We start from the raw sequence: 23,952 nt of genomic DNA, 5'->3' as shown, positions 1-23,952 counted from the left end.
CCACTCTCCTCCCGACACTGAGGCCTGCTCCGATGGTCCGCCCGATCCTCGCCGGGCTGCAAGCACCGCGGTCGTCAACCGTGCTCGGCCCGCTCCGCCCCGGACGGCGGGCGCGGCGCGGGTGCGGTCTCCGGCGGCAGGTCCACGCCGGTCCGGTCGGCCGGCACCGGCGCCGCTCCGGCCTCCGCCGTCCCGGCCGCCTCGACCTCCGCGGGCAGCGGGAGGACCCGGGAGGAGCCCACCGCCAGGACGGCTCCGACGAGGGGCGCCAGGATGAACAGCCAGACGTGGGCCAGCGGCTCCCCGCCGGCGAACAGCGCCGGCCCCAGCGACCGCGCGGGGTTGACCGACGTCCCCGTCAGCGGGATGCCGATCAGGTGGACGGCGGTCAGCGTGAGCCCGATCGCCAGGCCGGCGAAGCCCGGAGCGGCCGCCCGCCCGGTCACCAGCAGGATGACCAGGACGAACACCGCGGTGAGCAGCACCTCGAGGACGAAGGCGCCGCCGAGGCTGATCGTGGCCCCGTAGTCGTTGCTGCCGAGCGCGCCGGTCTGGTCCAACAGCCCGCCGAAGCCGCTGGTGAGCAGGGCGAGCAGCGCGGCCCCGACGATCCCGCCCGCGAACTGGGCGACCCAGTACGCGCCGGCCTCGGCCGCGGTCATGCCGCGCGCGAGCAGCACCGCGAGGGTGACCGCGGGGTTGACGTGGCAGCCCGACACCGGGCCGAGGGCGTAGGCCAGGCCCAGCAGGACCAGTCCGAACGCCAGCGCCACGCCGGTCGGGCCGAGCTGGTCGATCCCGGCGACGGCCGAGCCGACGGCGACGAAGACCAGCACCGCGGTGCCGACGAACTCCGCGAGCACCTGCCGGGCGAGGGTGGGGGTCACGGGACGACCTCCGGGGACGACCGCATCCGCTCCCCCGCGCCATCCCCGTGGCGGCCGCGATGCGGGCTCCGGTCCCAGGCTGGCCCGTCGGGTGCCCGACCGCCAGGGCCCTTCGGCGGGCCGCCGTGTCGCTGATGTGTCAGGCACCTGACACAGGCGTGGCCCGGCCGTCGTGGCGGCGCCGGGCGGGAACCGATCGCCGTTCGACGTCGTCGTCCTCGCGGCCTCGGCCGGGGGTGTCCGCGCCCTGATCCGGTACACCCGAGGACGGACCACCGTCGTGGACGCCGACGGGCTCCACGAGGTCGCCTGCGAGTGCTACGACCTGCTGCAGGCGGAGTCCGAGCGGCTCCTGGCACCCGGCGCGGACCCGGCACCGTAGGGGGTCAGCCGGCCGGCGCCTGCCCGTAGAACACCCGCTCCACGACGCCCCGCGCGCGCCGCGTCGCCCGGCCGTAGTCGTCGAGGAACTGCCCCGGGTCGGCGTCCGGGCCGTAGCCGCTGGCGCGGGCGACCCCGGACAGCTCCGTGCCCGGCCGCGGCAGCTGGTCGCTGGGCCGGCCGCGGACGAGGAACACCGCGTTGCGCGCACGGGTGGCCAGCTCCCACGCCGTCCGCAGCGCGTCGGCCTGGTCGGCGTCGAGCAGCCCGGCCTCCCGCAGCGCCTCGAGCGCGCCGACGGTGGAGGGCACCTGCAGGGCAGGGACCTCGGCGGCGTGCTGCAGCTGGAGCAGCTGCACGGTCCACTCGACGTCGGCGAGCCCGCCGCGGCCCAGCTTGGTGTGCGTCTTCGGGTCGGCGCCGCGCGGCAGCCGCTCCCGCTCCACCCGGGCCTTGATCCGGCGGATCTCGGCGACCTGCCCGTCGTCGAGCCCGTCGGCCGGGTACCGGATCGGGTCGACGAGCTCGACGAACGCCGTCCCGAGGGCCTCGTCCCCTGCGACCGGGACCGCGCGCAGCAGCGCCTGCACCTCCCAGACCGACATCCACCGCTCGTAGTACTCGCGGTAGGAGTCCAGGCTGCGGACCAGCGCGCCCTGCCGCCCCTCCGGGCGCAGGTCGGCGTCGACCTCGAAGGCCGGGTCGGGCGCCGGCTCGCCGAGCAGGCGCCGCAGCGTGTGGGCGATCGCGTTGGCCGCCGCGGTCGCCCTCGTGTCCTCCGCCCCCTCCCGGGGCCGGTGCACGAACAGGACGTCGGCGTCGGAGCCGTAGCCCATCTCGCCGCCGCCGAGCCGGCCCATGCCGATCACCGCCACGTCGGTCGGGACGTCGGCCGGCTCGATCCCCTGCTCGGCGGCGTACGCGCGGACCGCCGCGTCCAGGCCGACCCGCAGGGTGGCCACGGCGATGTCGGTGAGCGCCCGGCCGACCTGGTCGACGTCGAGCATCCCCAGCAGGTCGGCGGCGGCGACGCGGAGCAGCTCCGAGCGGCGCAGGCCGCGCAGCACCCGGACGCCGTCCTGCGGGTCGGCCGCCCGCCCGGCCGCCTGCCGCCACGCGCCGGCCAGCGTCGCCGCGCTGCGCGGCCGCAGCTCGTCGTCGGTGGCGAGGATCCGCAGCGCCTCCGGGGTGCGGGTGAGCAGCGAGGCGATGTACTGGCTGGAGCCCAGCAGCTGGGCCAGCCGCTCGGCGACCTGGCCCTCGTCGCGCAGCAGCCGCAGGTACCACTGGTTGCCGCCCAGTGCCTCGCTGACCTTGCGGTAGGCCAGCAGGCCGGCGTCGGGGTCGGCGCAGTCGGCGAGGGTCTGCAGCACGACCGGCAGCAGGTACTTCTGCATGGCCGCCGAGCGGGACAGCCCGCCGGTGAGGGCGGCCATGTGCCGCAGCGCGCCGTCGGGGTCGGCGAAGCCGAGGGCCCGCAGCCAGTCGGCCGCGGCCTGGGAGCCCAGCTGCGCGGCCTCGGCGGGGACCTTGGCCACGGCCGACAGCAGCGGCCGGTAGAACAGCTTCTCGTGCAGCCGGCGCACCTCGCGGGTGTGCAGGGCCAGCTCCGCGTCGAGGACGGCGGCGGCGTCGCCGCGGGCGTCGGGCTTGTAGCCCAGCGTGCGGGCCAGCCAGCGGCGCTGCTGGTCGTCGGTGGGCAGCAGGTGCGTGCGGCGCAGCCGGAACAGCTGCAGCCGGTGCTCGACCGTGCGCAGGAAGCGGTACGAGGCGATGAGGGTCGCGGCGTCGTCCCGGCCGACGTAGCCGCCGGCCGACAGCGCCATGAGGGCCGGCAGCGTGCCGCCCACCCGCAGCCGGACGTCGACCCGCCCGTGCACCAGCTGCAGCAGCTGGACGGCGAACTCCACGTCGCGCAGGCCGCCCCGGCCGAGCTTGAGCTCCCGCTCGGCCTGCGCCGGCGGGATGTTCTCCAGCACCCGGCGGCGCATCGCCTGCACCTCGGCGACGAAGCCGGGCCGCTCGCCGGCCTGCCAGACCAGCGGCCACAGCTCCTCGACGTAGGCGCGGCCGAGGTCGGGGTCGCCGGCGACCGGGCGCATCTTGAGCAGCGCCTGGAACTCCCAGGTGCTGGCCCACTGCCGGTAGTAGGCGGCGTGCCCGTTCAGGGTGCGCACCAGCGCCCCCGCCTTGCCCTCCGGCCGCAGCGCGGCGTCGACCTCCCACGCGGCCTCGTGGCAGATGCGCATGAGCGCGGCGGCCACCCGGGTGGCGCTGCGGATCGCCGGCCCCTCCTCGTCGGTGGGGTCGACCGCCTCGGCGACGAAGACCACGTCGACGTCGCTGACGTAGTTGAGCTCCCGGCCGCCGCACTTGCCCAGGCCGATGACCGCCAGCCGGCAGGCCGCGGCGTCGGCCGGCTGCTCGGCGACGGCCACCGCCATCGCCGCGGTGATGACGGCGGCGGCGATGTCGGCCAGCTCCGCGGCGACGTCCTCGGCAGCCAGGCTCTCGCCGAGGTCGCGGCCGGCCACGGAGAGCACCGCGCGGCGGTAGGCCAGCCGCAGGTCGGCCACCCGCTTCGGGGAGGCGTCCGGCGCGGCCTTGCCCAGCCGCACGCCCCAGGGCGGGTCGTCGGGGTCGGCGCCGACGGCGACGAGCATCTGCCGCTCCAGTGCGTGCGCGGTCGGTCGCGCCGAGCCCCGCCCGTCGCCGTCGAGGGCCGTCCAGTCGCCGGGGTTCGCGGCGAGGTGGTCGGCCAGGCCGGAGCTGGCGCCGAGCACGCCGAGCAGCCGGGCGCGCAGCAGCGCCGAGCCGCGCAGCCGGGCCAGCAGGGTGGCGGCCGAACCGCCGGTGGGGTCGGCCCGGTCGAGGGCCTCGATCAGCCGGTGCAGCGAGAGCACCGCCAGGTCGGGGTCGCCGCTGCGGGCCAGGGCCGAGACCACCGGTCCGGCCTCCGGGTCGGCCGGCTCGTTGCGCTCGAGGTCCCACAGGCCGATCTCGGGCTCGGACAGGATCCGCGCGGCGCGCTCACCGTCGAGGAAGCCGAACCGCACCAGCCGGACCACCGCCCGGCGCGGGACCTCCCGCTGCTCGCTGGTCGTCACCGGCTCAGGCCGCCGCGCGAGCGCGGGTGCGCACCAGGTCGGCGAAGCGCGCGGCGAACGGCGCCCAGACCTCCTCGAGGTCGGGGTGCACCGCGGCGGCGCGGGCGCTGATGGTCTCCCGGTCCAGGCCGCTGGCGGCCACGCCGACCACGTCGTGCTCCGCCCACTCCGCGACGATCTCCGGGGTCGTCTCGATGTGGAACTGGATGCCGTAGACGTGCCGGCCCACCCGGAAGGCCTGGTGCGGGTACACCGGGCTGCTGGCCAGCAGCGTGGCGCCCGTCGGCAGCTCGGCGATCTCGTCGTGGTGGAACTGGATCACGTCGGGGCTCAGCGGCAGCGGCCGGAACAGCGGGTCGGCGTCGGCGGCGTCGCGCTTGGCGACCAGCAGGGCGCCGACCTCGGGACCCTCGACGCCCTTGCGCACACTGCCGCCGCCGACCTCGGCCAGCAGCTGCGCGCCGAGGCAGACGGCCAGGGTGGGGACGTCGGCCCGCAGCGCCTCGGTCAGCAGCCGGCGGACGCCGCCGAGCTCGGGGCTGGTCGCCTCGTCGTCCATCGCCGACTGCGGGCCGCCGAGCACCAGCAGCCCGTCGGCCGCGTCGAGCGTCTCGGGCAGGTCGTCGCCGGTGCCGAGGTGCCGCTCGTCGAGCTCCAGCCCGGCCGCGCGCAACCACACGGCGAGGCGGGCGGGCGGATCGGTCTCGTGCGGGACGACGACGAGCAGGCGGGCCACGCCGCCGAGCGTAGTTCGCGGCCCCGGGTGACCCGTCCGCTCCCGTCGGTTTCCGCGGCAACCCACCGGAACGGCTCCTACAGGCCGGGCAGGTAGGTCGTCAGCTCCCACGGCGTCACGTTGCGCCGGTAGGCGTTGAACTCCTCCCACTTGTTGCGCAGGAAGAACTCGAACACGTGCTCGCCGAGGGTCTCGGCGACCAGCTCGCTGCCCTGCATCGCGGTGAGCGCCTCGCCGAGGGACACCGGCAGGTCCTCGTAGCCGGCGGCCCGGCGCTCGGTGTCGGTGAGCGACCAGACGTCGTCCTCGGCCTCGGGCGGGAGCTCGTAGCCCTTCTCGATGCCGCGCAGCCCGGCGGCGAGCAGGACGGCGAAGGTGAGGTAGGGGTTGCACGCGGAGTCCGGCGAGCGGACCTCCACCCGCGCCGACTGCGCCTTGCTCGGCTTGTAGGAGGGCAGCCGCACCAGCGCCGACCGGTTGGCCCGGCCCCACGTCACCGCCGTCGGGGCCTCGGTGCCGGCGAGCAGCCGCCGGTAGGAGTTGACCGTCTGGTTGGTGACGGCGGTGAACTCCCTGGCGTGGGCGAGCAGGCCGGCGATGAACTGCTTGCCGGTCGCCGACAGCTTCATCGGGTCCGACGGGTCGTGGAAGGCGTTGCGGTCGCCCTCGAACAGCGACAGGTGGGTGTGCATCGCCGAGCCGGCCAGGTCGGTGAACGGCTTGGGCATGAACGTGGCGTGCACGCCCTGGGCCAGCGCGACCTCACGGACGACGTGCCGCAGCGTCATGATGTTGTCGGCCATCGACAGCGCGTCGGCGTACCGCAGGTCGATCTCCTGCTGGCCGGGTGACACCTCGTGGTGGCTGAACTCCACCGAGATGCCCATCGCCTCCAGCGCGAAGACCGCCTCGCGGCGGAAGTCGTGGGCCACGTTGTGCGTGGACAGGTCGAAGTAGCCGCCGGTGTCGGCCGGCTCGGGCGGGCTGCCGTCGGTCGGGAGGTCCTTGAGCAGGAAGAACTCGACCTCGGGGTGGGTGTAGAAGGTGAACCCCATGTCGGCGGCCTTGGACAGCGCCCGGCGCAGCACGTGCCGCGGGTCGGCCCAGGACGGCGAGCCGTCGGGGAGGGTGAGGTCGCAGAACATCCGTGCGGTGTCGCTGGGCCGCCCCTCGGTGGCCGGCATGACCTGGAAGGTCGCGGGGTCGGGCTTGGCCAGCATGTCGGACTCGTAGACGCGGGCGAAGCCCTCGATCGCCGAGCCGTCGAAGCCGATGCCCTCGGCGAAGGCCGCCTCGATCTCGGCCGGCGCCACGGCGACGGCCTTGAGGTAGCCGGAGACGTCGGTGAACCACAGCCGCACGAAGCGGATGTCGCGTTCCTCGAGGGTGCGCAGGACGAACTCCTGCTGTCGGTCCATGCTCGCCATGATCGCGTCCAGTCGTTTCCGGGGTGTGACGTCGCCCCAAGCCTGCCCCCTCGGGGCGACGGTGACACGAGGACCCGCCCGCCTCCCTCCGCGAGATCGCGATCAGCCCGCCTCGGCGAGCTCCCGCAGCGGGACGTCGGGGTCGGCCAGCCGGGCGGGGTCCACCGGGCGGCGGGACCGGATCAGCGCCTGGACCTCGTCGGTCAGGTCCCAGACGTTCACCGTCATCGCGGCGGTGACCCGGCCATCGGCGGTCCAGAAGGCGGTGAACGCGCCGTCCTCGGGGTCGCCGCGGCAGACGACGTCGTCCTCCGGCGAGGCCAGCCCGGAGTACTCCATGCCCAGGTCGTACTGGTCGGTGAAGAAGTAGGGCAGCCGGTCGTAGGCCGCCTCGCCGCCCAGCATGGACCGCGCCGCGGCCGGGCCGCCGTTGAGGGCGTTGGCCCAGTGCTCCACCCGCACGTGCCGGTCGTAGAACGGCGCGAACCACCGCGCCACGTCGCCGGCGGCGAACACGTCCGGCGCCGACGTCCGCAGCCGCTCGTCGGTGACCACGCCGTCGTCCACCTCCAGCCCGGCCGCGGCGGCCAGGCCGGTCTCCGGCACCACGCCGATGCCCACGACGACGAGGTCCGCGGCCAGCCCCTCGTGCCGGTCGGTGACGACGGAGGTGACCCGGCCCCCCTCCCCCCGCAGCTCGCGCACCGTCTCCTCGGTGAACAGGTCCACGCCGTGGCTGCGGTGCAGCCGGGAGAAGTGGGTCCCCATCCGGCGGCCCAGGACGCCGAACAGCGGCGCGGGCTGCGGCTCGACCACGACGACGTCGTTGCCGTGGGTCCGCGCCGCCGCGGCGACCTCCATGCCGATCCAGCCGGCGCCGACGACCACCACGCGGCGCCCGCCCGGGGTCAGGTCGGCCTTGAGCCGGTCGCTGTCGGCGAGGGTGCGCAGGTAGTGGACGCCGTCGAGGTCGGCGCCGGGCACCCGCAGCCGCCGCGGCGACGCGCCGGTGGTCAGCAGCAGGCGGGCGTAGGACAGCTCCTCGCCCGTGTCCAGCGCCAGCCGGTGCACGGCCGGGTCCAGCCCGGTGGCCCGGACGCCGGTACGCAGCTCGACGTCGTGGGCGGCGTACCAGCCCTGGTCGTGGACGAAGGCGGTGTCCCGCTCGGCGCGCCCGAGCAGGTACTGCTTGGACAGCGGCGGTCGCTCGTACGGGCGCTCGGGGTCGGCGCCGACGAGCACGACCGGCCCGTCGAAGCCCTCCTCCCGCAGCGTCTCGGCGGCCTTGGCGCCGGCCAGCCCGGCGCCGACGATCACGAACGGGTCCTGTGCGGGCACGGGGTCCTCCTCCAGGGAGCGGGGTCAGGTCGTTCCGGTGAGCGCGAAGAACTCGGCACGGGACCGCGCGTCGGAGCGCAGCGCCCCGTGCAGGGCGGAGGTCACGGTGCGGGCGCCGGGTGCGCGGACGCCGCGCAGGGACATGCACAGGTGCTCGGCCTCGATGACCACCCCGACGCCGCGGGGCGCCAGGTGCTCCTGCAGCCAGTCGGCGACCTGCTGGGTCAGCCGCTCCTGCACCTGCAGGTCCCGGGCGAACAGCTCCAGCACGCGGGCCAGCTTGGACAGCCCGAGGATCCGCTCGCCGGGCAGGTAGCCGATGTGGGCCACCCCGGAGAACGGCAGCAGGTGGTGCTCGCACAGCGACTGCAACGGGATGTCCCGGGCGATGACCAGCTCGTCGTAGCCCTCGTCGTTCGGGAAGGTGGTCAGCTCGAACGGCCGGCCGGTGAGCAGCTCGGCGAGGGACTCGGCCACCCGTCGCGGGGTGCCGGCCAGGTGCGGGGACGACGGGTCGCGGCCCAGCGCCCGGAGCAGGGCGGCGACCGCGTCCCGCGCGGCCGGGAGGTCGACCTGCCCGCGCGGGTGGACCACCCGCAGCGGGGTGTCCCGCTGCGGGCCGGTCCCGACGACCTCCGCCGCCGTCACGCGCCGGCCCCCGGCCGGCGGGCCGGGGCGTACAGCGCCGCCAGCCGGGCGAGCGCGACCGCCGCGACGAGCAGCCCGACGTCGCGCAGCGCGACGTCGTAGAAGCCGGGGACGGTCAGCAGGTCCACGATGATCCCGGCGAGCCACGCCGCCACCAGCCAGCCGCCGATCCGCGGCGCCACGGCGACCACGACACCGGCGACGATCTCGACGACGCCGACGGCGTACATCGCCTGCTGCGCGGTGCCGGGCACCAGGCCGTCGATCCACGGCGCGAGGTAGCCGGGCCAGTCGGTCAGCAGGTTGGCGAACTTGTCCAGGCCGAAGGCGATCGGTGCGACGGTGAAGACGGTCCTCAGCAGCACGAACGCCTGGTGGGCCGGGTCGACCGCGGCGTCGGTCCGGGACCGCGGGAGGTGCGTCGTCATGGGAACCCTCCTTCTAAAACCAACGGTGGCTAGAAGTAGAGACCCGCGTCACACCCCTGTCAACGGCGGCGGTTGCGGTGCCGCGGTCTCCAGGCGCACGCAGCACCGGCCGGGCGCGGGCGCGAGCCGGACGGCGAGCCCCGACCCCGGGACCGCCTCGACCAGCCCGGCGAGCAGGTCCAGGTTCATGCCGCAGACCAGGGCCGTGTGCGTCGCCGCGAGCGCGTGGAACGGGCAGTTGGCCAGCGCCACGGCGCCGTCGTCCTCGGCCCGCGGCTCGAAGCCGTGCTCCTCCAGGACGCGCAGGACGGCGGCCCGCCCGCCCTCGTCGTCGGCCCGCCCGCCGGCGGCGCCGGCCCCCTCGGCCAGGTCCCGGCCGCGCAGCCGAGCCCGCCGGCCGAGCACCTCGCGGGGGGACTCCCCCGAGGCGTCGGCCTCCTCGAGCGCCCCGGCGAGCAGCTCACCGGCGAGGTCGTAGCGGCGGCCCGGCAGCGAGACCTCGACCGCGCAGTCCGCCCGCCGGTAGAGCTTGGCCGGGCGGCCGGCACCGGGGCCGGTGCGGCCGGTCCGTCGCTCGAAGTGGACGTCGAGCAGCCCGTCGGCCACCAGGCGGTCGAGGTGGAAGGCCGTCGTGCCGCGCGGGACGCCCACGGCGGCCGCCGCCTCGTCCCGGCTCACCGGGGCCGGCTGCCGGACGACGTGGTCGTAGAGCCGGCGGCGGGTGGGCTCGGCCAGCGCGGCGACCGCGGCGACGTGGTCGTCCATGCCCGAGATTCTAGGACCGACTCCCATTGGCGGAAGAGTCCTCGTCCGCCAGGAGGGCGAGCAGGTGTTCCCGCAGCACCACGGCGCTGTTGTGCTCGCGGTCGCGGGCGCTGTAGAGCAGCGTGACCGCCCCGGCGCGGGCGGCGTCGAGCAGCGGCCGGCACGCCTCCGCGGGTGCCGCGGCGAGCTCGGCGAGGTACCGGCGGCGGAACTCGGCCCAGCGCCGGGGGTCGTGACCGAACCAGCGGCGGAGCTCCGGACTGGGCGCGACCTCGCGCAGCCAGCCGTCGAGCGGAAGGTCCTCGCGCCGGACGCCCCGCGGCCACAGCCGCTCGACGAGGAAGCGCGGTCCGTGGACCGCTTCGGGGTCGTACACCCGGGCGAGCCGGATACCCATGACACCTCCTCGGTCGGGCGATGCAGGGTGCGGGCCCGGCCCTCGCCCGGGGGACCACCGGCCGGGTGAGACGAGGCCCACAGCCCCGCACGGCAGAAGGTCCCTGGTCAGCGGTGCGCCGCCGGGCCAGGCTGCGGCATGACCACCCTCGTACCGGGCCGCACGGCCGCGGCAGCCGACAGCCTCGCGCGCCAGCAGGCGCGCGTCGACCTCCTCCTGGCCCGTGCGGTCGCCGGCGACGCGTGGCGGGCGCGGCTGTCCCCCGGCGAGCGCGAGCGGCTGGTCGCCCAGGGGCACTTCCCGGCGTACGCCTCCGAGCTGGACTGGACGCCGCGCGAGGTCGCCGGTCACCTCCGGGACAGCGCCCTGGTGTTCACCGAGCGCATCTACCGCCTGCGCACGGAGGCCGAGCCGCTGCTGGCCGACTTCGTGCCCGACCAGCCGCAGCGGGTGGCCGGCTACCGCGACGTGCCGCCGGTGCAGCTGCTGGAACAGCTGCGCCGGGCCCAGGCGGCACTGTTCGACAGCGTCGCCGGCCTCGCGGAGGCCGACCTCGACCGCGCCGGGGTGCACGAGGTCGACGGGCCGGTGACCCTCGGCGACCTGGTCGCGTTCCTCCCCGCGCACCAGCGCGACCACGCCGACCAGCTGGCCGCCCTGCTGCGCGGCTGACCCTGCCCGGCGGGGTCGGGCGAGGCGCGACGCGGCGCATCGACCGGCCGAGCGCGCCGAACTACAGTCGCCGGGCGCAGCCCCGCGCACTGTCCCGGCTCCTCGCTCGAGAGGCCGCCATGACCCGACGCGGCGCGCACGAACGGCCCTCCCAGCCCTCCTGGCCACGCCGCCTCGCGGCCGTCCTGGCCGTGCTCGCCCTCGGCGCGGGGCTGGCCTACCTGCTGACGTCGACCACCGGCCGGGACGCCGCCCCGGTCGCGGCCTCCACCTCGCCGTCCCCGCCGCCGCCGTCCCCCGCGACGGTGACGGTGACCGCGCCGATGAGCGACGACCAGGTGCGCGCCGCGTTCGTCACCCTCGCCGCGCAGGTCCGGGGGTACGCCCTCCCGGCCGAGCAGGTGCCGGCCCTCGCCCAGCAGACCTGCGGCACGATCGCGGCCGCGGGGGACGCCGACGCCGTCTGGCGGGCGGCCGGCGACCTGGAGCAGCCGCACGGGCTGCCGGTCGGCGCCGCCTGGGAGTTCGTCGACCTCGCGGTCACCGCCTACTGCCCGCAGCACCACGGCCTCGTGCTGCGGACCACCGCGGCGATGGGCGACTGATCCGCGCGTGCGAGCGGCCGCCACGCCGCGATCGGCGATCTAGCATGTGGTCGCCGTCACGAGGGCGCCGCGGCCACGGGCGCGACCTGCGCGTCCGGCCCCGACGCCGCCGGCGGAGGGCGAGATGGACGCCGTGCTGGGACTCCTCGTCATCGTCGTCGTCGGGCTGCTCGTGCTGCTGGGCGCGAGCGTCCGGGTCGTCACCCAGTTCGAGCGGGGGGTGGTGCTCCGCTTCGGCCGGCTGCAGGGCGAACCCCGGCCGCCGGGCCTGACCTTCATCCGGCCGGCCGTCGACCGCATGCACAAGGTCAACATGCAGATCGTCACCATGCCGGTGCCGGCCCAGGAGGGCATCACCCGCGACAACGTGACGGTCAAGGTCGACGCGGTCGTCTACTGGCGCGTGTTCGACCCCGCCCGCGTGGTGATCGACGTGCAGAACTACCAGGCGGCGATCGGCCAGGTCGCCCAGGCGTCGCTGCGCTCGATCATCGGCAAGAGCGACCTCGACGACCTGCTGTCCAACCGCGAGCGGCTCAACCAGGGCCTGGAGCTGATGATGGACAGCCCCGCCGTCGACTGGGGCATCCACATCGACCGGGTCGACATCAAGGACGTCGCGCTGCCCGAGACGATGAAGCGGTCGATCGCCCGGCAGGCCGAGGCCGAGCGTGAGCGGCGGTCCCGCGTGATCACCGCGGAGGGCGAGCTGCAGGCCTCGCAGAAGCTGGCCCAGGCGGCCCAGGTGATGAGCACCCAGCCCGCCGCGCTGCAGCTGCGGCTGCTGCAGACGATGGTGGAGGTCGCGGCGGAGAAGAACTCGACGGTCGTGCTCCCCTTCCCCGTGGAGCTGCTGCGCTTCCTCGAGCGGGCCACGCCGGAGGGTCCCGCGCCCGCCGCGGTCAACGGCGTCCCCGCCCCCCGGCCGTCGACCACGGTGCCCGAGCCGGGCTGACCCCTCCCCCGCGTGGCCGGACACCCCGGACGGCGACCAGACTGGCCGGGTGACTGGACAGCAGGTACAGCTGCGGGTGGCCCTGGCCCAGGTCGACACCCGCGTCGGGGACCTCTCCGGCAACGCCGAACTGGTGACCCGCTGGACGGCGCAGGCCGCCGCGGCCGGCGCGCACCTCGTCGTCTTCCCCGAGATGACCCTCACCGGGTACCCGCCCGAGGACCTCGTGCTGCGGGAGTCCTTCGCGACCGCCAGCGAGCACGCGCTCGTCGACCTGGCCGAGTCGCTGGCCGACCAGGGGCTGGGCGGGACCGCCGTCGTCGTCGGCTACCTCGCGCACACCGAGGGCAGCGGACCGGCGCCGGTCGACCAGCCGCCCACGGACGACGACCGCCCGGCCGACGCCAACCCGCGCCGCGGCGCCCCGCGCAACGCCGCCGCGCTGCTGCACGGCGGCGAGGTCGTCGTCCGCTACTACAAGCGGCACCTGCCCAACTACGGCGTCTTCGACGAGGCGCGGTACTTCGTGCCCGGCACCGAGCTGCCCGTCGTCCGCCTGCACGGGGTCGACGTGGCACTCACCGTGTGCGAGGACCTCTGGGTCGAGGGCGGCCCGTGCGGCGTGGCCGGGCAGGCCGGGGTCGACGTGGTCGTCTCCCCCAACGCCTCGCCCTACGAGCGGGCCAAGGACGACCTGCGGTTGCCGCTGGTCCGCCGGCGTGCCGCCGAGGCGCGAGCGAGCATCGTCTACTGCAACCAGGTCGGCGGCCAGGACGAGCTGGTCTTCGACGGCGACTCGATGGTGGTCGCGCCGGACGGGGAGCTGCTGGGCCGGGCGCCGCAGTTCGTCGAGCACCTGCTCACCGCCGACCTGACCATCGACCCGGCCTCGGTCCCCGAGCGGCGCGAGGGCCGGATCGGGCCGATGACGGTCACCCGGCACGTGGTCTCCGAGCAGCCGGTGCCCGCGTTCGACGCGCGCACCGCCTCGATCGCGGCGCCGCTGGAGGACTGCGAGGAGGTCTGGCGGGCGCTGGTTCTGGGCCTGCGCGACTTCATCGACAAGAACGGCATGCCCTCGGTCGTGCTGGGCCTGTCCGGCGGCATCGACTCGGCGGTGTGCGCCGCGCTCGCCGTCGACGCCCTCGGCCCCGACCGCGTGTTCGGCGTGGGCCTGCCGTCGAAGTACTCCAGCGAGCACTCGCTGGCCGACGCGGAGGACCTCGCCAAGCGGACGGGGCTGCACTACACCGTCGTCCCGATCGCGCCGATGGTCGACGCCTACCACTCGCAGGTGGAGCTCTCCGGCGTCGCGGCGGAGAACCTGCAGGCGCGGGTGCGGGGCACGCTGCTCATGGGGCTGTCCAACCAGCACGGCCACCTGCTGCTCACGACCGGCAACAAGAGCGAGATCGCGGTGGGCTACTCGACGCTCTACGGCGACTCGGCCGGCGGCTTCGCACCGATCAAGGACGTGCCCAAGACCCTCGTGTGGGAGCTGGCCCGCTGGCGCAACGCGTACGCCCGCGACCGCGGCGAGACCGAGCCGATCCCGCAGAACTCGATCGACAAGCCGCCGTCGGCCGAGCTGGCCCCCGGTCAGGTGGACACCGACTCGCTGCCCTCCTACGAGGAGCTCGACGCGGTCGTCGCCGACTACGTCGACCGCGACCTCGGGATGGCCCAGCTGCTGGAGCGCGGCCACGACCCGGAGGTGGTGGCGCGGGTGCTGCGGCTGGTGGACGCCGCGGAGTTCAAGCGCCGGCAGTCGGCCCCGGGAACGAAGATCAGCCTGAAGGCGTTCGGCCGGGATCGGCGTCTGCCGATCACCAACCGCTGGCGGGAGAGCCTGCCCAGCGTCCGCGAGGGAGCGGCATCACACTCATGACGGAATCCGTCCTGTACGGCGGGGGGTCGACCGCCCGGGTCCGCGTGCACCACCTGCAGCAGGCCAAGGAGCGCGGCGAGAGGTGGGCGATGCTCACCGCCTACGACACGGTCAGCGCGTCGGTGTTCGAGGAGGCCGGCATCCCGGTGCTCCTGGTCGGCGACTCCGGCGGCAACGTCGTCCTCGGCCTGGACAGCACGGTCCCGGTGACCGTCGAGGACATCCTGCTCATGACGAAGGCGGTCACCCGGTCGACGAAGCGGGCGCTGGTCGTCGCCGACCTGCCGTTCGGCAGCTACGAGGCCGGTCCGCAGCAGGCGCTGGCCACCGCCGTCCGGATGATGAAGGAGGGCGGCGCGCAGGCGGTCAAGCTCGAGGGCGGGACGCGGGTCGCGCCGCAGATCCGGGCGCTGACCGAGAACGGCGTCCCGGTGATGGCGCACATCGGCTTCACGCCGCAGAGCGAGCACGCCCTGGGCGGCTTCCGGGTGCAGGGTCGTGGCGCGGGCGCCGAGCAGCTGCTCGCCGACGCGCACGCCGTCCAGGAGGCCGGCGCCTTCGCCGTGGTCATGGAGATGGTCCCGGCGTCCCTGGCCGCGCAGGTGACCAAGGAGCTGGCCATCCCGACGATCGGCATCGGCGCGGGCGTCGACTGCGACGCCCAGGTGCTGGTCTGGCCGGACATGGCGGGGATGACCGGCGGGCGGGTGCCGCGGTTCGTCAAGAAGTACGCCGACCTGCGGGGCGAGCTGCTGCGGGCGGCGCGGGAGTACGCCGACGAGGTCCGCAGCGGCGCCTTCCCCGGCCCCGAGCACTCCTTCGATTGATCGTCCTCCGGACGATCGACCGCGGCCAACGGCCGTCCCCTGCTGCGCGGAGCCGCTGCGTCCCTCCTCGCGGAGGCCTCCGGCCCCCACTCGTCGGGACATCACGACGGGATGGGGCCGGGGGCTCGCTCAGACGTCGGTGACGCGGATGCCGGCGTGCGCCTTGTACCGGCGGTTGACCGAGACGAGGTTGATCGTCAGCGCCTCGACCTGGCGGGCGTTGCGCAGCCGGCCGGCGTAGACGCCGCGCATCCCGGGCAGCCGGCCGGCCAGCGCCTGCACGGTGTCGGTGGCCTCGCGCACGTCCCCGACCACCATGACGTCGCCGTCGAGGGTGGGCCGGGAGAGGTCCTCGAGCAGGACGGCGGACAGGTGGTGGAACGCGCCGACGACGTGCGAGTCGGGCAGCAGCGCCGCCGCCTGCTGGGCGACCGACCCCTCGGGCACGTCGAGGACGTAGGCCCCCAGCTCGTCGAACGCCATCGGGACGACGCAGTCGACGACGACCTTCCCCGCCAGCGGCGTGGCCAGGTCGGCGAGGGTGTCGGCGTGCCCGGCGAACGGCACGGCGACGATCACCAGGTCCGCCGCGCCCGCGACGTCGACGTTCGACCCGCCCCGCACCGACACCTCGACGCCCCCGGCGGCCACCGCGGCCCGGCCGGCGACCTCCTCGGCCACCGCGGCGGCCCGCTCGGCGTCCCGCGAGCCCAGCAGCACCCGCTGACCGGCCGCGGCCAGCCGCACGGCGAGCCCCCGGCCCTGCGGACCGGTGCCGCCGACCACCCCGACGACCAGGTCCTCCACCGAGCGTCCGTCCGTCACGTGGCCACCTCCCACACCGCCGGACCGCCCGGCGTCCCTCAGCCGATCATGCCGGGGCGCTCGCCGGGCTCTGCGCTCACTCCCCTTCCCAGGCGCGGTCCTCGGCGGTCAGCTTCTCCTCCCGGTCGGCCACCGACTGCAGCGCGTGCTCGGCCTCCTCGCGGGTGGCGTACGGACCGAGCCGGTGCCGCTCGGCGCAGCCGTCCCGGTCCTCGACGGTGTGGTGCTTGAGGCAGTAGAACCACGGCCCCTGCGGCATGTGCGCCTCCTCGCGATCGCGGGCTGGGCAGCTCACCCTGCCACCCTCACACGTCGACCATCACCTGGTCGTGACGCGCGTAGAACGCGGTCATCTCCTCCGGCGACAGCTGCCGCCCGCTGCGGCGCAGCTCGGCCATCTCGGCGAAGAACTGCTCCCGGGCGATGCCGGGCGCGAACAGGATGAGGAACGAGGTCGGCTCGTCGCCGTCGTTGCGGAAGCCGTGCACGCCGCCCTCGTGCACCAGCGCGAAGTCACCGGGGCGGTGCGGCCGCCAGGCGCCGTCGGCGAAGACGGTCAGCTCCCCGGAGAGCACGTAGAAGGACTCCGAGAACGTCTGGTGGTAGTGCGGCGCGGCCCCGGCGCTGCGCGGCCCGACGGTGTACTCGACCAGGCCGTAGCGCCCGGCGGTCTCCGAGCCGGGGGCGACCATGCGCAGCGAGCTGGTGGGCCCGTTGGGGACCAGCGGGTGGTCGGTCAGCGTGCGGACGACGACCCGGCCGGGGTCGGGGTGCGACATGACCGCCACCCTGGCACCGGCGTCCGGCCGGCGTCGACCGGAGCCGCCGCCCGCGGAACTCGCCGGACTCGCACCGCGCACCACCTCCCGCTGGCCGCTCCGGTACGGCATCCTGCAACCGTGACCGTGCGGCGACGCAACGAGACCGACACACCGGGCAGCGCGCCGAGCACGGCGGCCAGCCGCGGGCCGGAGCACCGGGTCGCCGTCATGACCCTCGCGATCCTCACCTTCCTCGGCGGCCTCGTCGGCTGCGTGACCCTGATGGTCGAGGGCGCCGTGCACCCGGGGACCGCCCGGATCTGGTACGCGGTCGTGATGCTGTCCTGCCTGGCGGTCTCGCTGCCGCTGGCGGTGCGCCAGCGGGCCGGCCCCTGGGCCACCTTCGGCCTGGTGCTCCTCGGCCACGTCGTCTACGTGGTCTCCGTCCTCAGCATCGAGGAGCCCCGGCACGCGCCACCCCTGCTGCTGCTCTTCCCGTGCTTCGTCGCGGCCTGGTTCCTGGGGCCGTGGATGGTCGGCGTCAGCATGTTCATGACCGTCCTGTCCAGCGGCATCGCGCTGGTGCACGAGGCGACGGAGTCCCTGCTGGGGCTGCTCGTCGGGGTGGCGGTCACCGCCGGGGCGCTCAACGGCGCCTCGCTCGGCGTCTACGTCCTGCGCCGCCGCGTGCAGCGGCTGCTGGAGGCCACCCAGGCGCTGTCGAACCTGGACCCGCTCACCGGACTGGCCAACCGGCGCTCGCTGGTGGAGCAGGCGCCGCGCGTGTGGCGCCAGGCCCGCCGCGAGGGCTCCCGGGTCGGGGCGATGGTGCTCGACCTCGACCACTTCAAGCAGCTCAACGACAGCCACGGGCACGCCGCCGGGGACGCGGTGCTGCAGGCGGTCGCGGCGTCCCTGTCGGCCACGGTCAGGCCGAGCGACGTCCTGGCCCGCATCGGCGGGGAGGAACTGGTCGTGCTCGGGCTGGTCAGCGACTCCGCCGAGGCCGCGCGGCTGGCCGAGCGGCTGCGCGGCGCGGTGGCCCGCAGCCGCACCGTGGACGGCCACGCGGTGACGGCGTCCATCGGCATCGCGCTGGTCCGGCCGAGCGACGGGGAGGACGCCGCCGACGCCATGTGGCGGCTGCTCGACCAGGCCGACGGCGCCATGTACGAGGCCAAGCAGGCCGGGCGCGACCGGGTCGTCGCCGTCCTCCCCCGCCAGCGCAGCGTGCGGCTGCGGGACAACCACCCGCAGGAGGGCGCGCCCGCCGGCGAACCGGCCTGAAGGAGGCCCCCGCCGGGGTCGTGCGGCTCGACCGGTGCGGACGCCGGTTGTCTGGTTCCCTGTCCTCGTGACCCTCGTCGCGCCGGACCCGCTCCGCACGGGGCCGTTGCCGCTGCGGGTGCAGGCCGACGTCCGCGACCGGTGGCTGACCCAGCGGGTGCTGGACCTGCTGCCCGGACTCATGGACCGCGCCGGCATCGACCTGTGGCTGGTGGTCGGCCGGGAGTACAACGAGGACCCCGTCCTGGCCACGCTCCTGCCTGCGACCTGGCTGTCCGCGCGGCGCCGCACGGTCCTGGCGCTGCACCGCAGCGACGACGGCGTCACCGCGGTCGCGGTCTCCCGCTACCCCGTCGGCCAGTTCCTGCCCGCCTGGTCCCCGGAGGACGACGGTGCACCGGCCACCGAGGCGGCGCAGTGGGCCGAGGTGCGCCGCCTCGTGGAGCAGGCCGACCCCCGGCGGATCGGGATCGACGTGTCGGCGGACTTCGCGCTGGCCGACGGCCTCTCGCACACCGAGCACCGGCAGCTGACCGAGGCGCTGGGCCCCTTCGCCGAGCGGCTGGTGCCGGCCGAGGACCTGGCGGTCGGCTGGCTGGAGACGCGGCTGCCGGAGGAGATCGCCGCGCTCGACGGGCTCAACCGGCTGGTCCGCACCGTCGTCGAGGAGGCCTTCTCCCCCGCCGTCCTGACCGTGGGCGAGACCACCGCCACCGACCTGGCCTGGTGGCTGCGGCAGCGGTTCACCGACCTCGGCGTCGGGCCCTGGTTCCACCCCGTGGTCGACCTCCAGCGGGCCGGGGTGCCGCCGGCCGCGGAGCGCGGTGCGCTGCTGCCCGCCGTCCCCTACGACGTGCCGGTCGAGGCCGGCGACCTGGTGCACTGCGACGTCGGCGTGTCCAGCCTCGGGCTGAAGACCGACAGCCAGCGCAACGGCTACGTCCTGCGGCCCGGCGAGACCGACGCCCCGGCGGGGCTGCGGACGGCGCTGGCGACGGGCAACCGGCTGCAGGACCTCACCGCCGCGCAGTTCGTCACCGGCCGCACCGGCAACGAGGTGCTGGCCGCCGCGCGGTCGGCCGCCGCGGCCGAGGGGATCGACGGCGACGTCTACTCCCACCCGGTGGGTTTCCACGGGCACGGCGCCGGCCCGGTGATCGGCATGTGGGACGACCAGCGCGGCGTCCCCGGTGCCGGGGACCGCGCGCTGCACCCCGACACCGTCTACGCCCTGGAGCTCTGCGTCCGCGTGCCGGTGCCCGAGTGGGGCGGCCAGCCGGTGCGGATGGCGCTGGAGGAGGGCATCGCGCTCACCGACGAGGGCGTGACGTACCTGGGCGACCGGCAGACCGAGCTGGTCCTCATCCCCGCTCGCTGACGTCGGAGCCAGCCGAGGGACGCCGCCGGATCGCCCGCAGCAGCAGCTCCCCTGGCCGCACGACCGCTCCGGCCACCCGCGTGACCGGGCTGGACTCGAGGACGCGGTCGGCGAACTCGCCGCGCACCCGCCCGGGCCCGGACGTCGGGGTGTCGAGGATGTCTGTGCCGGTGTCGGGCCGGTCGGTGGTCTGCAGCTGCCGGCCGGTGACGGCCAGGACGGCGTCGGTCAGCGCCGGGCTGAGCCGCTGGCCGGCGAGGAAGCCGAGCGCCGCGTCGCCGACCGGGATCTCCCGCCGCGGGTGCGTCGAGGCCCGCACGATCGCCTCGGCCACGAGTTCCGGTGCGTACACCGGCGGTGGGGGCTTGGGCATGGAGCCGAGCTTGGTGCGCGCGTGCTCGAAGAACGGCGTGGCGATGCCGGCCGGGAGCACGGTGGCCACCGCGACCGGTGAGGTGGCCTCGACCAGCTCCATCCGCAGGCAGTCGTAGAAGGCCCGCAGGGCGAACTTGCTCGCCGAGTACGGGGCGTGCAGCGGGACCGCCCGGTAGCTCTCGACGGAGCCGATGCCGATCAGCACCCCTCCGCCGGCCCGCTCCAGTGCCGGGACGGCGGCCTGCGCGGCGGCGACGTGGCCGAGGAAGTTGACCTCCATGACCCGGCGGAACTCGTCGAGGTCGATCTGCTGCACCGAGCCCCAGATCCCCACGCCGGGCACCGTGACGAACGTGTCGATGCGGCCGAAGCGCCGCTCGGTGGCCGCCACCAGCGCCTGCACGGCCGCGGCGTCGGTGATGTCGGTGGGGACGGCGACCGCCTCGGCCCCGGCCCGGGTGAGCTCGTCGACGAGGGTGCCGAGCGCCTCCTCGCCGCGGGAGGCGACGACGATCCGCCTCGCCCCCTGCCGGGCGAACTCCAGGGCCACCGCCCGGCCGATGCCGCTGGAGGCGCCGAGGACGACGACCACCTGCTCGCTGACAGGGCGGGGGGATCCGGTCACCTGCCCCGGCTACCCGCGCCGGGCCGGGAGGGAACGCGTCCGGCTCACTTCTCGCGAGCCCTGCGCGTCTCCCGGTCGTTGGCCTTGCGGATGGCGTCGACCAGCTCGTCCTTGGTCATCGTGGAGCGACCGGGGACGTCGAGCTCCTTCGCGATCTTCATGAGGTGCTCCTTGGAGGCGTTGGCGTCGACGCCACCCTTGGTCTCCCGGTTCGTGTCCCGGCCGCCCTCGGCCTGCGGGTCGCTGGGGCCCTTGTGGTCCTTCGGCTCCCAGTGGTCGCCGACCTTCTCGTGGGTGTGCTTCACCGCGGCCCACGCCACCTGGTTGGCCCGGCGCTCGTCGTCGTAGGAGTCCATCGCCGAGTCGTGCGCCTTGGCGAAGGTCCGCTGCGCCTTCTCGTCGGACCGCTCCAGGGTGCTCGGGATCTCGTCCTTCTTCGCCTTCCCGCTCTTCGTCGTCTTCGGCATGGCCTGCCCCTACCCCGGCGGGGCCTCAAGATCACATGCGCAGGAACGGGACCAGGGCCGCGACCAGCTCGTCGGGCGCCTCCTCGGCCGCGTGGTGGCCGCTGTCGATCGGCCCGCCGCCGCGCAGGTCGGCGGTCCAGGCCGCCCAGATCGCCCGCGGGTCGCCGTGCAGGTCCTCGAGGTCGTCGCGGGCCGACCACAGCACCAACGTCGGGCAGCCGACCCGCCGTCCGGCGGCGCGGTCGGCCTCCTCGGCGGCGCGGTCCACGGTCAGGCCGGCCCGGTAGTCCTCGAGCATGGCCCGGACGGTGCCGGGGTCGGCAATGGCCCGGCGGAAGTCGGCGTGGTTCTCCGGCCCCATGCGCTCGGCGCGGCCCGGGTCGAGGGCCCCGTACCAGGCGTCGGGGTCGGCGGTGATCGCCCGCTCGGGCTTGTCGGGCTGGGCGAAGAAGAACCAGTGCCACCAGGCGGCGGCGAACCGGGCGTCGGCGCGGTCGAGGTGCTCGACGATCGGGACGCAGTCGACCACGGCCAGGTGCGTGGTCACCCCCGGGTGGTCCAGCGCCGTCCGCAGTGCCACGTAGCTGCCCCGGTCGTGCCCGACCACGGCGAAGCGCTCGTGGCCGAGGCGGCGCATCAGCGTGACGACGTCGCTCGCCATCGCCCGCTTCGAGGCCTGCGCGTGGTCGTCGGCCGGCGGCGGCGCCGTGGACTGCCCGTAACCGCGCAGGTCGGGGCAGACGACGGTGTGCCCGGCCTCGGCCAGCCGCGGCGCGACCCGGTGCCAGGTCGTGTGGGTCCGCGGGTGGCCGTGCAGTAGGACGACCGGCGGCCCCGACCCGCCGCTGCGCACCCGCAGCGTCACCCCGTCGGCGACGTCGACCCGCTGCTCGGGAAAGCCGGGGAAGAACCCGCTCAGGGCAGGTCCGCGGTGTCCTCGGAGCGCCGGTGCGCCCCCTGCGCGTCGTCCGGGTCGGCGTGGACGGTCCGCTCCTCGGACTCGGCCAGGATCACCTCGGCCGCCACCTCCTCCATGCCGCTGCCCTGCATCCCCTCCTCCTCGGGCAGCAGCTGCGAGCGGGTGCGGACGTTGTCCTCGGTCACGTTGGCCAGCGCCTCGTCGCTGGGCTTCTTCTGCGTCGTCATGTCAGAACCGCTCCTGTTCGGTGCCGATGCCGAGCGCCCGCGCGACGTCCTGCACGTTGTCGAACCGCTGCCCGGCGGGCAGCCGGCGCAGGTCGCCGAGCACCCGGTCGGGCGCGTTCGCCTCCTCCGCCTTGGCCACGAGGGTGTCCCGGTCGGCCGGCCACACCTCCTTGCCGAGGGCCTCGGCGATCGCCGCGCGGTGCTCGACGTCAGCGGTGGAGGTGCCGGGAGAGGTGGCGGGCTGGTGCGGGTCGGTCATCAGGAGCTCCTCACTGGGGCTGCGGCGTGGACTCGTCGGTGTAGCGGAGGACGGCGGCCACCGGGATGTCGCCCGGCATCGCCGCCCGGGGGACGACCACGACGCCGGCCGCGCTGGCCACCGCGGCCGCCAGCAGTCCGGCCTGAGCGGGGACGACGGTGCCGTGCGTGCCCAGCGCGTCCATGTCGTGCTGGTCGACACCGAGCTCGAGCGGCGAGTTCCCGACGATCAGCCTGTCGTCGGCGTCCTGCTGGTCGGCGAGGACGAGCGTCTCGACCTGGCCCTTGCGCAGCGCCTCGACCACCGAGGCCTTGCCCGTGACCGCCAGCCCGTGGGCGCCGGCCGAGGCGAGCTTCTCGACTGCGTCGGCCTCCTCGCGGGCCTCGTGCTCGGCGACCAGTTCGGCCGCCCGCCGGTCCACCGGCTCGCGGTCGGCACCGGCCGCGCGGCCGCCCTCGTCCATGGACACCACGAGGTCCGACCACAGGTCGCTGGCCCGGTCGGTGAGGATCTGCCGGGCCCGGACGTCGCCGGCGACCAGGACGAACTGCGGGTGCAGCCGGCGGACCAGCGAGGCGATCCGCTCGGCGACGTTGTCGGCGTTGTGGACCCACTTGTTCTCGGCGTTGTGCTGGTAGCGGTGGTGCGCCCAGCCGCCGCCCTGGAACTTGCGGATCTGGAAGCTGTCGCCCTCGACCTCGTCCTCGATCTCCGGCCGGCCGACGAGGCTGGCCACCGAGATGTCGGCACCGACCCGGTCGGTGACCACGACGATGTGCGGCACCCGGCCGGGCAGCTGCCGGAGCACCGGCATGAGGTCGGGCGCGGGTGAGTACTCGGCGACCTCCTGCCGCGGCACGTCGACCAGCGGCTGGTCCAGGACGACGGTCCCGTCGGCGGCCACGACGAGGGCACGGCCCCGCAGGGTGGCGATCTCCCCGCCGTCGTTCGCCTCGAGCAGCCGGCTGCGGACGGCCTCGACGACCGTCTCCGGCGCACCCTGCTCGCTGAGCCGCTCGGTGATGGCGCGGACCCGTAGCTCGACCTCGGTGTCGGCGTTCTCGGTGGTGTGCGTGACGTCGGCGCACACGGTGGCGTAGGGCCCGGAGGCGCTGAAGACCGGCTCCAGGAAGGACACGTCCATGAGGTGGGGACCACTCCTCGATCACTGTCGATGACGAACGGCGGGGCCCGTGGTGGGCGCTCCCGCCTCCGCCCGCCTACCCACCGACCGTGGCCTCACACCCGGTGTCGGATCCGCGGGAACGGGTAGGCGGGGCCCCATGACCGAGCACGACCAGTTGCCGCTGCCCGACTACGACCACCTGCCGGTCGACGGCCTGACCTCGCGGATCCGCACGCTGGACGCGGCCGGGCTGGAGACGCTGCTCGAGTACGAGCGCGCCCACGCCAACCGGCTGCAGGTTGTGACGATCATGGAGAACCGGCTGTCCTCCCTCCGTGAGGGCGCCCAGCCCTCCGGTGGGGACCCGGCGGCCGCGGCCGCCGACGACCCGGTGCACGCCGCGGCCGGCTCCAAGGTCTCCGAGGCGACGTCCGGCCCGCCGGTGAACCCGCCGTCCCAGGGCGACCCGACCAACCCGGCCCAGCCCCGCTCCACCGGCTGAGCCCGAGCGGAGGGGGGGGGGGGGGGGGGGGGGGGGGGGGGGGGGGGGGGGGCGCGGGCGGGGCCCGCGGCGGGCGCCGCGCGGCGGCGGGCGGCGGTGAGCCGGCATCTGTGTCGGTCGAGTGTGGCTATGTCGTCGCC

At 75.4% G+C, this 23,952-nt stretch carries 27 protein-coding genes; 9 read left to right on the top strand and 18 right to left on the bottom strand.

Translation table 11 applies throughout. The features are described from left to right. Window positions 1–74: 74 nt before the first annotated feature. Window positions 75–887 carry an aquaporin gene (locus tag ACI789_RS17730; protein ID WP_457010691.1) on the bottom strand — a complete coding sequence of 271 codons (813 nt, stop codon included), beginning with the start codon at window positions 885–887 and terminating at the stop codon, window positions 75–77. Between the two features lie 172 nt (window positions 888–1,059). Between ACI789_RS17730 and ACI789_RS17725 the strand changes: the two genes are divergently transcribed. Continuing rightward, the gene (locus tag ACI789_RS17725; protein WP_457010690.1) at window positions 1,060–1,269 is read left to right on the top strand and encodes a hypothetical protein; all 210 of its coding nucleotides are present in this window, start codon (window positions 1,060–1,062) and stop codon (window positions 1,267–1,269) included. Between the two features lie 4 nt (window positions 1,270–1,273). Here ACI789_RS17725 and ACI789_RS17720 read toward each other — a convergent pair whose 3' ends face one another. The 8 genes from ACI789_RS17720 to ACI789_RS17685 form a co-directional block, all read right to left on the bottom strand. Further along, window positions 1,274–4,375 (bottom strand): bifunctional [glutamine synthetase] adenylyltransferase/[glutamine synthetase]-adenylyl-L-tyrosine phosphorylase, encoded by a 3,102-nt coding sequence (locus ACI789_RS17720; RefSeq protein WP_457010689.1) that lies wholly within the window; start codon window positions 4,373–4,375, stop codon window positions 1,274–1,276. 4 nt (window positions 4,376–4,379) lie between these two features. Then, the gene (locus ACI789_RS17715; protein ID WP_457010688.1) at window positions 4,380–5,111 is read right to left on the bottom strand and encodes a type 1 glutamine amidotransferase; all 732 of its coding nucleotides are present in this window, start codon (window positions 5,109–5,111) and stop codon (window positions 4,380–4,382) included. 77 nt (window positions 5,112–5,188) lie between these two features. Beyond that, complete coding sequence (locus ACI789_RS17710) at window positions 5,189–6,529, bottom strand: glutamine synthetase family protein (protein ID WP_456920875.1); 1,341 nt, start codon at window positions 6,527–6,529, stop codon at window positions 5,189–5,191. A 111-nt stretch (window positions 6,530–6,640) separates the two neighbouring features. Further along, window positions 6,641–7,876, bottom strand: a complete 1,236-nt coding sequence (locus ACI789_RS17705) for an NAD(P)/FAD-dependent oxidoreductase (RefSeq protein WP_457010687.1) — start codon at window positions 7,874–7,876, stop codon at window positions 6,641–6,643. Between the two features lie 24 nt (window positions 7,877–7,900). Next, complete coding sequence (gene folE / locus ACI789_RS17700; protein WP_457010686.1) at window positions 7,901–8,524, bottom strand: GTP cyclohydrolase I FolE; 624 nt, start codon at window positions 8,522–8,524, stop codon at window positions 7,901–7,903. Beyond that, window positions 8,521–8,952 (bottom strand): hypothetical protein, encoded by a 432-nt coding sequence (locus ACI789_RS17695; protein ID WP_457010685.1) that lies wholly within the window; start codon window positions 8,950–8,952, stop codon window positions 8,521–8,523. The genes folE and ACI789_RS17695 overlap by 4 nt, the downstream gene beginning before the upstream one ends. A 48-nt stretch (window positions 8,953–9,000) precedes the next feature. Beyond that, entirely contained in the window at window positions 9,001–9,717 is a 717-nt protein-coding gene (locus tag ACI789_RS17690) for a helix-turn-helix transcriptional regulator (protein WP_457010684.1), read from the bottom strand. Window positions 9,718–9,727: 10 nt separating this feature from the next. Next, the gene (locus ACI789_RS17685; RefSeq protein WP_457010683.1) at window positions 9,728–10,114 is read right to left on the bottom strand and encodes a DUF488 domain-containing protein; all 387 of its coding nucleotides are present in this window, start codon (window positions 10,112–10,114) and stop codon (window positions 9,728–9,730) included. A gap of 138 nt (window positions 10,115–10,252) precedes the next feature. Between ACI789_RS17685 and ACI789_RS17680 the strand changes: the two genes are divergently transcribed. The 5 genes from ACI789_RS17680 (at window position 10,253) to panB (ending at window position 15,061) form a co-directional block, all read left to right on the top strand. Beyond that, on the top strand, window positions 10,253–10,786 hold the full coding sequence (locus ACI789_RS17680; RefSeq protein ID WP_457010682.1) for a DinB family protein: 534 nt from the start codon (window positions 10,253–10,255) through the stop codon (window positions 10,784–10,786). A 119-nt stretch (window positions 10,787–10,905) separates the two neighbouring features. Next, entirely contained in the window at window positions 10,906–11,391 is a 486-nt protein-coding gene (locus tag ACI789_RS17675) for a DUF732 domain-containing protein (RefSeq protein ID WP_457010681.1), read from the top strand. A 124-nt stretch (window positions 11,392–11,515) separates the two neighbouring features. Then, window positions 11,516–12,346, top strand: coding sequence for a slipin family protein (locus ACI789_RS17670; RefSeq protein ID WP_457010680.1), 831 nt, complete (start codon window positions 11,516–11,518; stop codon window positions 12,344–12,346). A 49-nt stretch (window positions 12,347–12,395) separates the two neighbouring features. Further along, window positions 12,396–14,234 (top strand): NAD+ synthase, encoded by a 1,839-nt coding sequence (locus tag ACI789_RS17665; RefSeq protein ID WP_457010679.1) that lies wholly within the window; start codon window positions 12,396–12,398, stop codon window positions 14,232–14,234. Further along, window positions 14,231–15,061: a 3-methyl-2-oxobutanoate hydroxymethyltransferase gene (gene panB, locus ACI789_RS17660; RefSeq protein WP_457010678.1), complete on the top strand. Its 831-nt coding sequence runs from the start codon at window positions 14,231–14,233 to the stop codon at window positions 15,059–15,061. Before ACI789_RS17665 ends, panB begins: the two co-directional genes overlap by 4 nt. Window positions 15,062–15,190: 129 nt before the next feature. Here the strand turns inward: panB and npdG are convergent, their stop codons facing one another. The 3 genes from npdG to ACI789_RS17645 all read right to left on the bottom strand — a co-directional run bounded on the left by npdG (window position 15,191) and on the right by ACI789_RS17645 (window position 16,665). Then, on the bottom strand, window positions 15,191–15,886 hold the full coding sequence (gene npdG / locus ACI789_RS17655; protein WP_457010676.1) for an NADPH-dependent F420 reductase: 696 nt from the start codon (window positions 15,884–15,886) through the stop codon (window positions 15,191–15,193). Window positions 15,887–15,962: 76 nt separating this feature from the next. Next, window positions 15,963–16,145: a hypothetical protein gene (locus ACI789_RS17650; protein WP_456920887.1), complete on the bottom strand. Its 183-nt coding sequence runs from the start codon at window positions 16,143–16,145 to the stop codon at window positions 15,963–15,965. A 46-nt stretch (window positions 16,146–16,191) separates the two neighbouring features. Further along, entirely contained in the window at window positions 16,192–16,665 is a 474-nt protein-coding gene (locus tag ACI789_RS17645) for a cupin domain-containing protein (RefSeq protein WP_457010675.1), read from the bottom strand. Window positions 16,666–16,785: 120 nt separating this feature from the next. On the opposite strand from ACI789_RS17645, the gene ACI789_RS17640 reads away from it, so the two are divergent. Beyond that, a complete protein-coding gene (locus ACI789_RS17640; RefSeq protein ID WP_457010674.1) occupies window positions 16,786–17,934 on the top strand; it encodes a diguanylate cyclase domain-containing protein in 1,149 nt (382 codons plus the stop codon). Window positions 17,935–18,001: 67 nt separating this feature from the next. Beyond that, on the top strand, window positions 18,002–19,312 hold the full coding sequence (locus ACI789_RS17635; RefSeq protein WP_457010673.1) for a M24 family metallopeptidase: 1,311 nt from the start codon (window positions 18,002–18,004) through the stop codon (window positions 19,310–19,312). Here the strand turns inward: ACI789_RS17635 and ACI789_RS17630 are convergent. Genes ACI789_RS17630 through ACI789_RS17605 form a run of 6 tightly spaced genes read right to left on the bottom strand, consistent with a single transcriptional unit; the run spans window position 19,296 to window position 23,328 of the window. Further along, window positions 19,296–20,312, bottom strand: a complete 1,017-nt coding sequence (locus ACI789_RS17630; protein ID WP_457010672.1) for an SDR family oxidoreductase — start codon at window positions 20,310–20,312, stop codon at window positions 19,296–19,298. The genes ACI789_RS17635 and ACI789_RS17630 overlap by 17 nt on opposite strands. Window positions 20,313–20,356: 44 nt before the next feature. Further along, window positions 20,357–20,779 carry a ChaB family protein gene (locus ACI789_RS17625; RefSeq protein ID WP_457010671.1) on the bottom strand — a complete coding sequence of 141 codons (423 nt, stop codon included), beginning with the start codon at window positions 20,777–20,779 and terminating at the stop codon, window positions 20,357–20,359. A 31-nt stretch (window positions 20,780–20,810) separates the two neighbouring features. After that, a complete protein-coding gene (locus tag ACI789_RS17620) occupies window positions 20,811–21,644 on the bottom strand; it encodes an alpha/beta fold hydrolase (RefSeq protein WP_457010670.1) in 834 nt (277 codons plus the stop codon). 50 nt (window positions 21,645–21,694) lie between these two features. Continuing rightward, window positions 21,695–21,925 carry a hypothetical protein gene (locus tag ACI789_RS17615; RefSeq protein ID WP_457010669.1) on the bottom strand — a complete coding sequence of 77 codons (231 nt, stop codon included), beginning with the start codon at window positions 21,923–21,925 and terminating at the stop codon, window positions 21,695–21,697. A gap of 1 nt (window position 21,926) precedes the next feature. After that, window positions 21,927–22,184 (bottom strand): DUF2795 domain-containing protein, encoded by a 258-nt coding sequence (locus tag ACI789_RS17610; protein ID WP_457010668.1) that lies wholly within the window; start codon window positions 22,182–22,184, stop codon window positions 21,927–21,929. 10 nt (window positions 22,185–22,194) lie between these two features. Further along, the gene (locus ACI789_RS17605) at window positions 22,195–23,328 is read right to left on the bottom strand and encodes a baeRF2 domain-containing protein (RefSeq protein ID WP_457010667.1); all 1,134 of its coding nucleotides are present in this window, start codon (window positions 23,326–23,328) and stop codon (window positions 22,195–22,197) included. A gap of 139 nt (window positions 23,329–23,467) precedes the next feature. On the opposite strand from ACI789_RS17605, the gene ACI789_RS17600 reads away from it, so the two are divergent. Beyond that, on the top strand, window positions 23,468–23,812 hold the full coding sequence (locus tag ACI789_RS17600) for a hypothetical protein (protein ID WP_457010666.1): 345 nt from the start codon (window positions 23,468–23,470) through the stop codon (window positions 23,810–23,812). Window positions 23,813–23,952 lie beyond the last annotated feature (140 nt).

This window comes from Geodermatophilus sp. SYSU D00965 (assembly GCF_054050075.1).
Note: the sequence above shows the minus strand (reverse complement) of the source record. Positions and strands in the feature narration are given on the sequence as shown.

Coding starts and splice junctions, on each gene's coding strand:
- ACI789_RS17710 (WP_456920875.1), bottom strand. CDS start 6,529: ATGGACCGACAGCAGGAGTTCGTCCTGCGCACCCTCGAGGAACGCGAC.
- ACI789_RS17695 (WP_457010685.1), bottom strand. CDS start 8,952: ATGACGACGCACCTCCCGCGGTCCCGGACCGACGCCGCGGTCGACCCG.
- ACI789_RS17690 (WP_457010684.1), bottom strand. CDS start 9,717: ATGGACGACCACGTCGCCGCGGTCGCCGCGCTGGCCGAGCCCACCCGC.
- ACI789_RS17685 (WP_457010683.1), bottom strand. CDS start 10,114: ATGGGTATCCGGCTCGCCCGGGTGTACGACCCCGAAGCGGTCCACGGA.
- ACI789_RS17680 (WP_457010682.1), top strand. CDS start 10,253: ATGACCACCCTCGTACCGGGCCGCACGGCCGCGGCAGCCGACAGCCTC.
- ACI789_RS17675 (WP_457010681.1), top strand. CDS start 10,906: ATGACCCGACGCGGCGCGCACGAACGGCCCTCCCAGCCCTCCTGGCCA.
- ACI789_RS17670 (WP_457010680.1), top strand. CDS start 11,516: ATGGACGCCGTGCTGGGACTCCTCGTCATCGTCGTCGTCGGGCTGCTC.
- panB (WP_457010678.1), top strand. CDS start 14,231: ATGACGGAATCCGTCCTGTACGGCGGGGGGTCGACCGCCCGGGTCCGC.
- ACI789_RS17650 (WP_456920887.1), bottom strand. CDS start 16,145: ATGCCGCAGGGGCCGTGGTTCTACTGCCTCAAGCACCACACCGTCGAG.
- ACI789_RS17645 (WP_457010675.1), bottom strand. CDS start 16,665: ATGTCGCACCCCGACCCCGGCCGGGTCGTCGTCCGCACGCTGACCGAC.
- ACI789_RS17625 (WP_457010671.1), bottom strand. CDS start 20,779: ATGCCGAAGACGACGAAGAGCGGGAAGGCGAAGAAGGACGAGATCCCG.
- ACI789_RS17615 (WP_457010669.1), bottom strand. CDS start 21,925: ATGACGACGCAGAAGAAGCCCAGCGACGAGGCGCTGGCCAACGTGACC.
- ACI789_RS17610 (WP_457010668.1), bottom strand. CDS start 22,184: ATGACCGACCCGCACCAGCCCGCCACCTCTCCCGGCACCTCCACCGCT.
- ACI789_RS17605 (WP_457010667.1), bottom strand. CDS start 23,328: ATGGACGTGTCCTTCCTGGAGCCGGTCTTCAGCGCCTCCGGGCCCTAC.
- ACI789_RS17600 (WP_457010666.1), top strand. CDS start 23,468: ATGACCGAGCACGACCAGTTGCCGCTGCCCGACTACGACCACCTGCCG.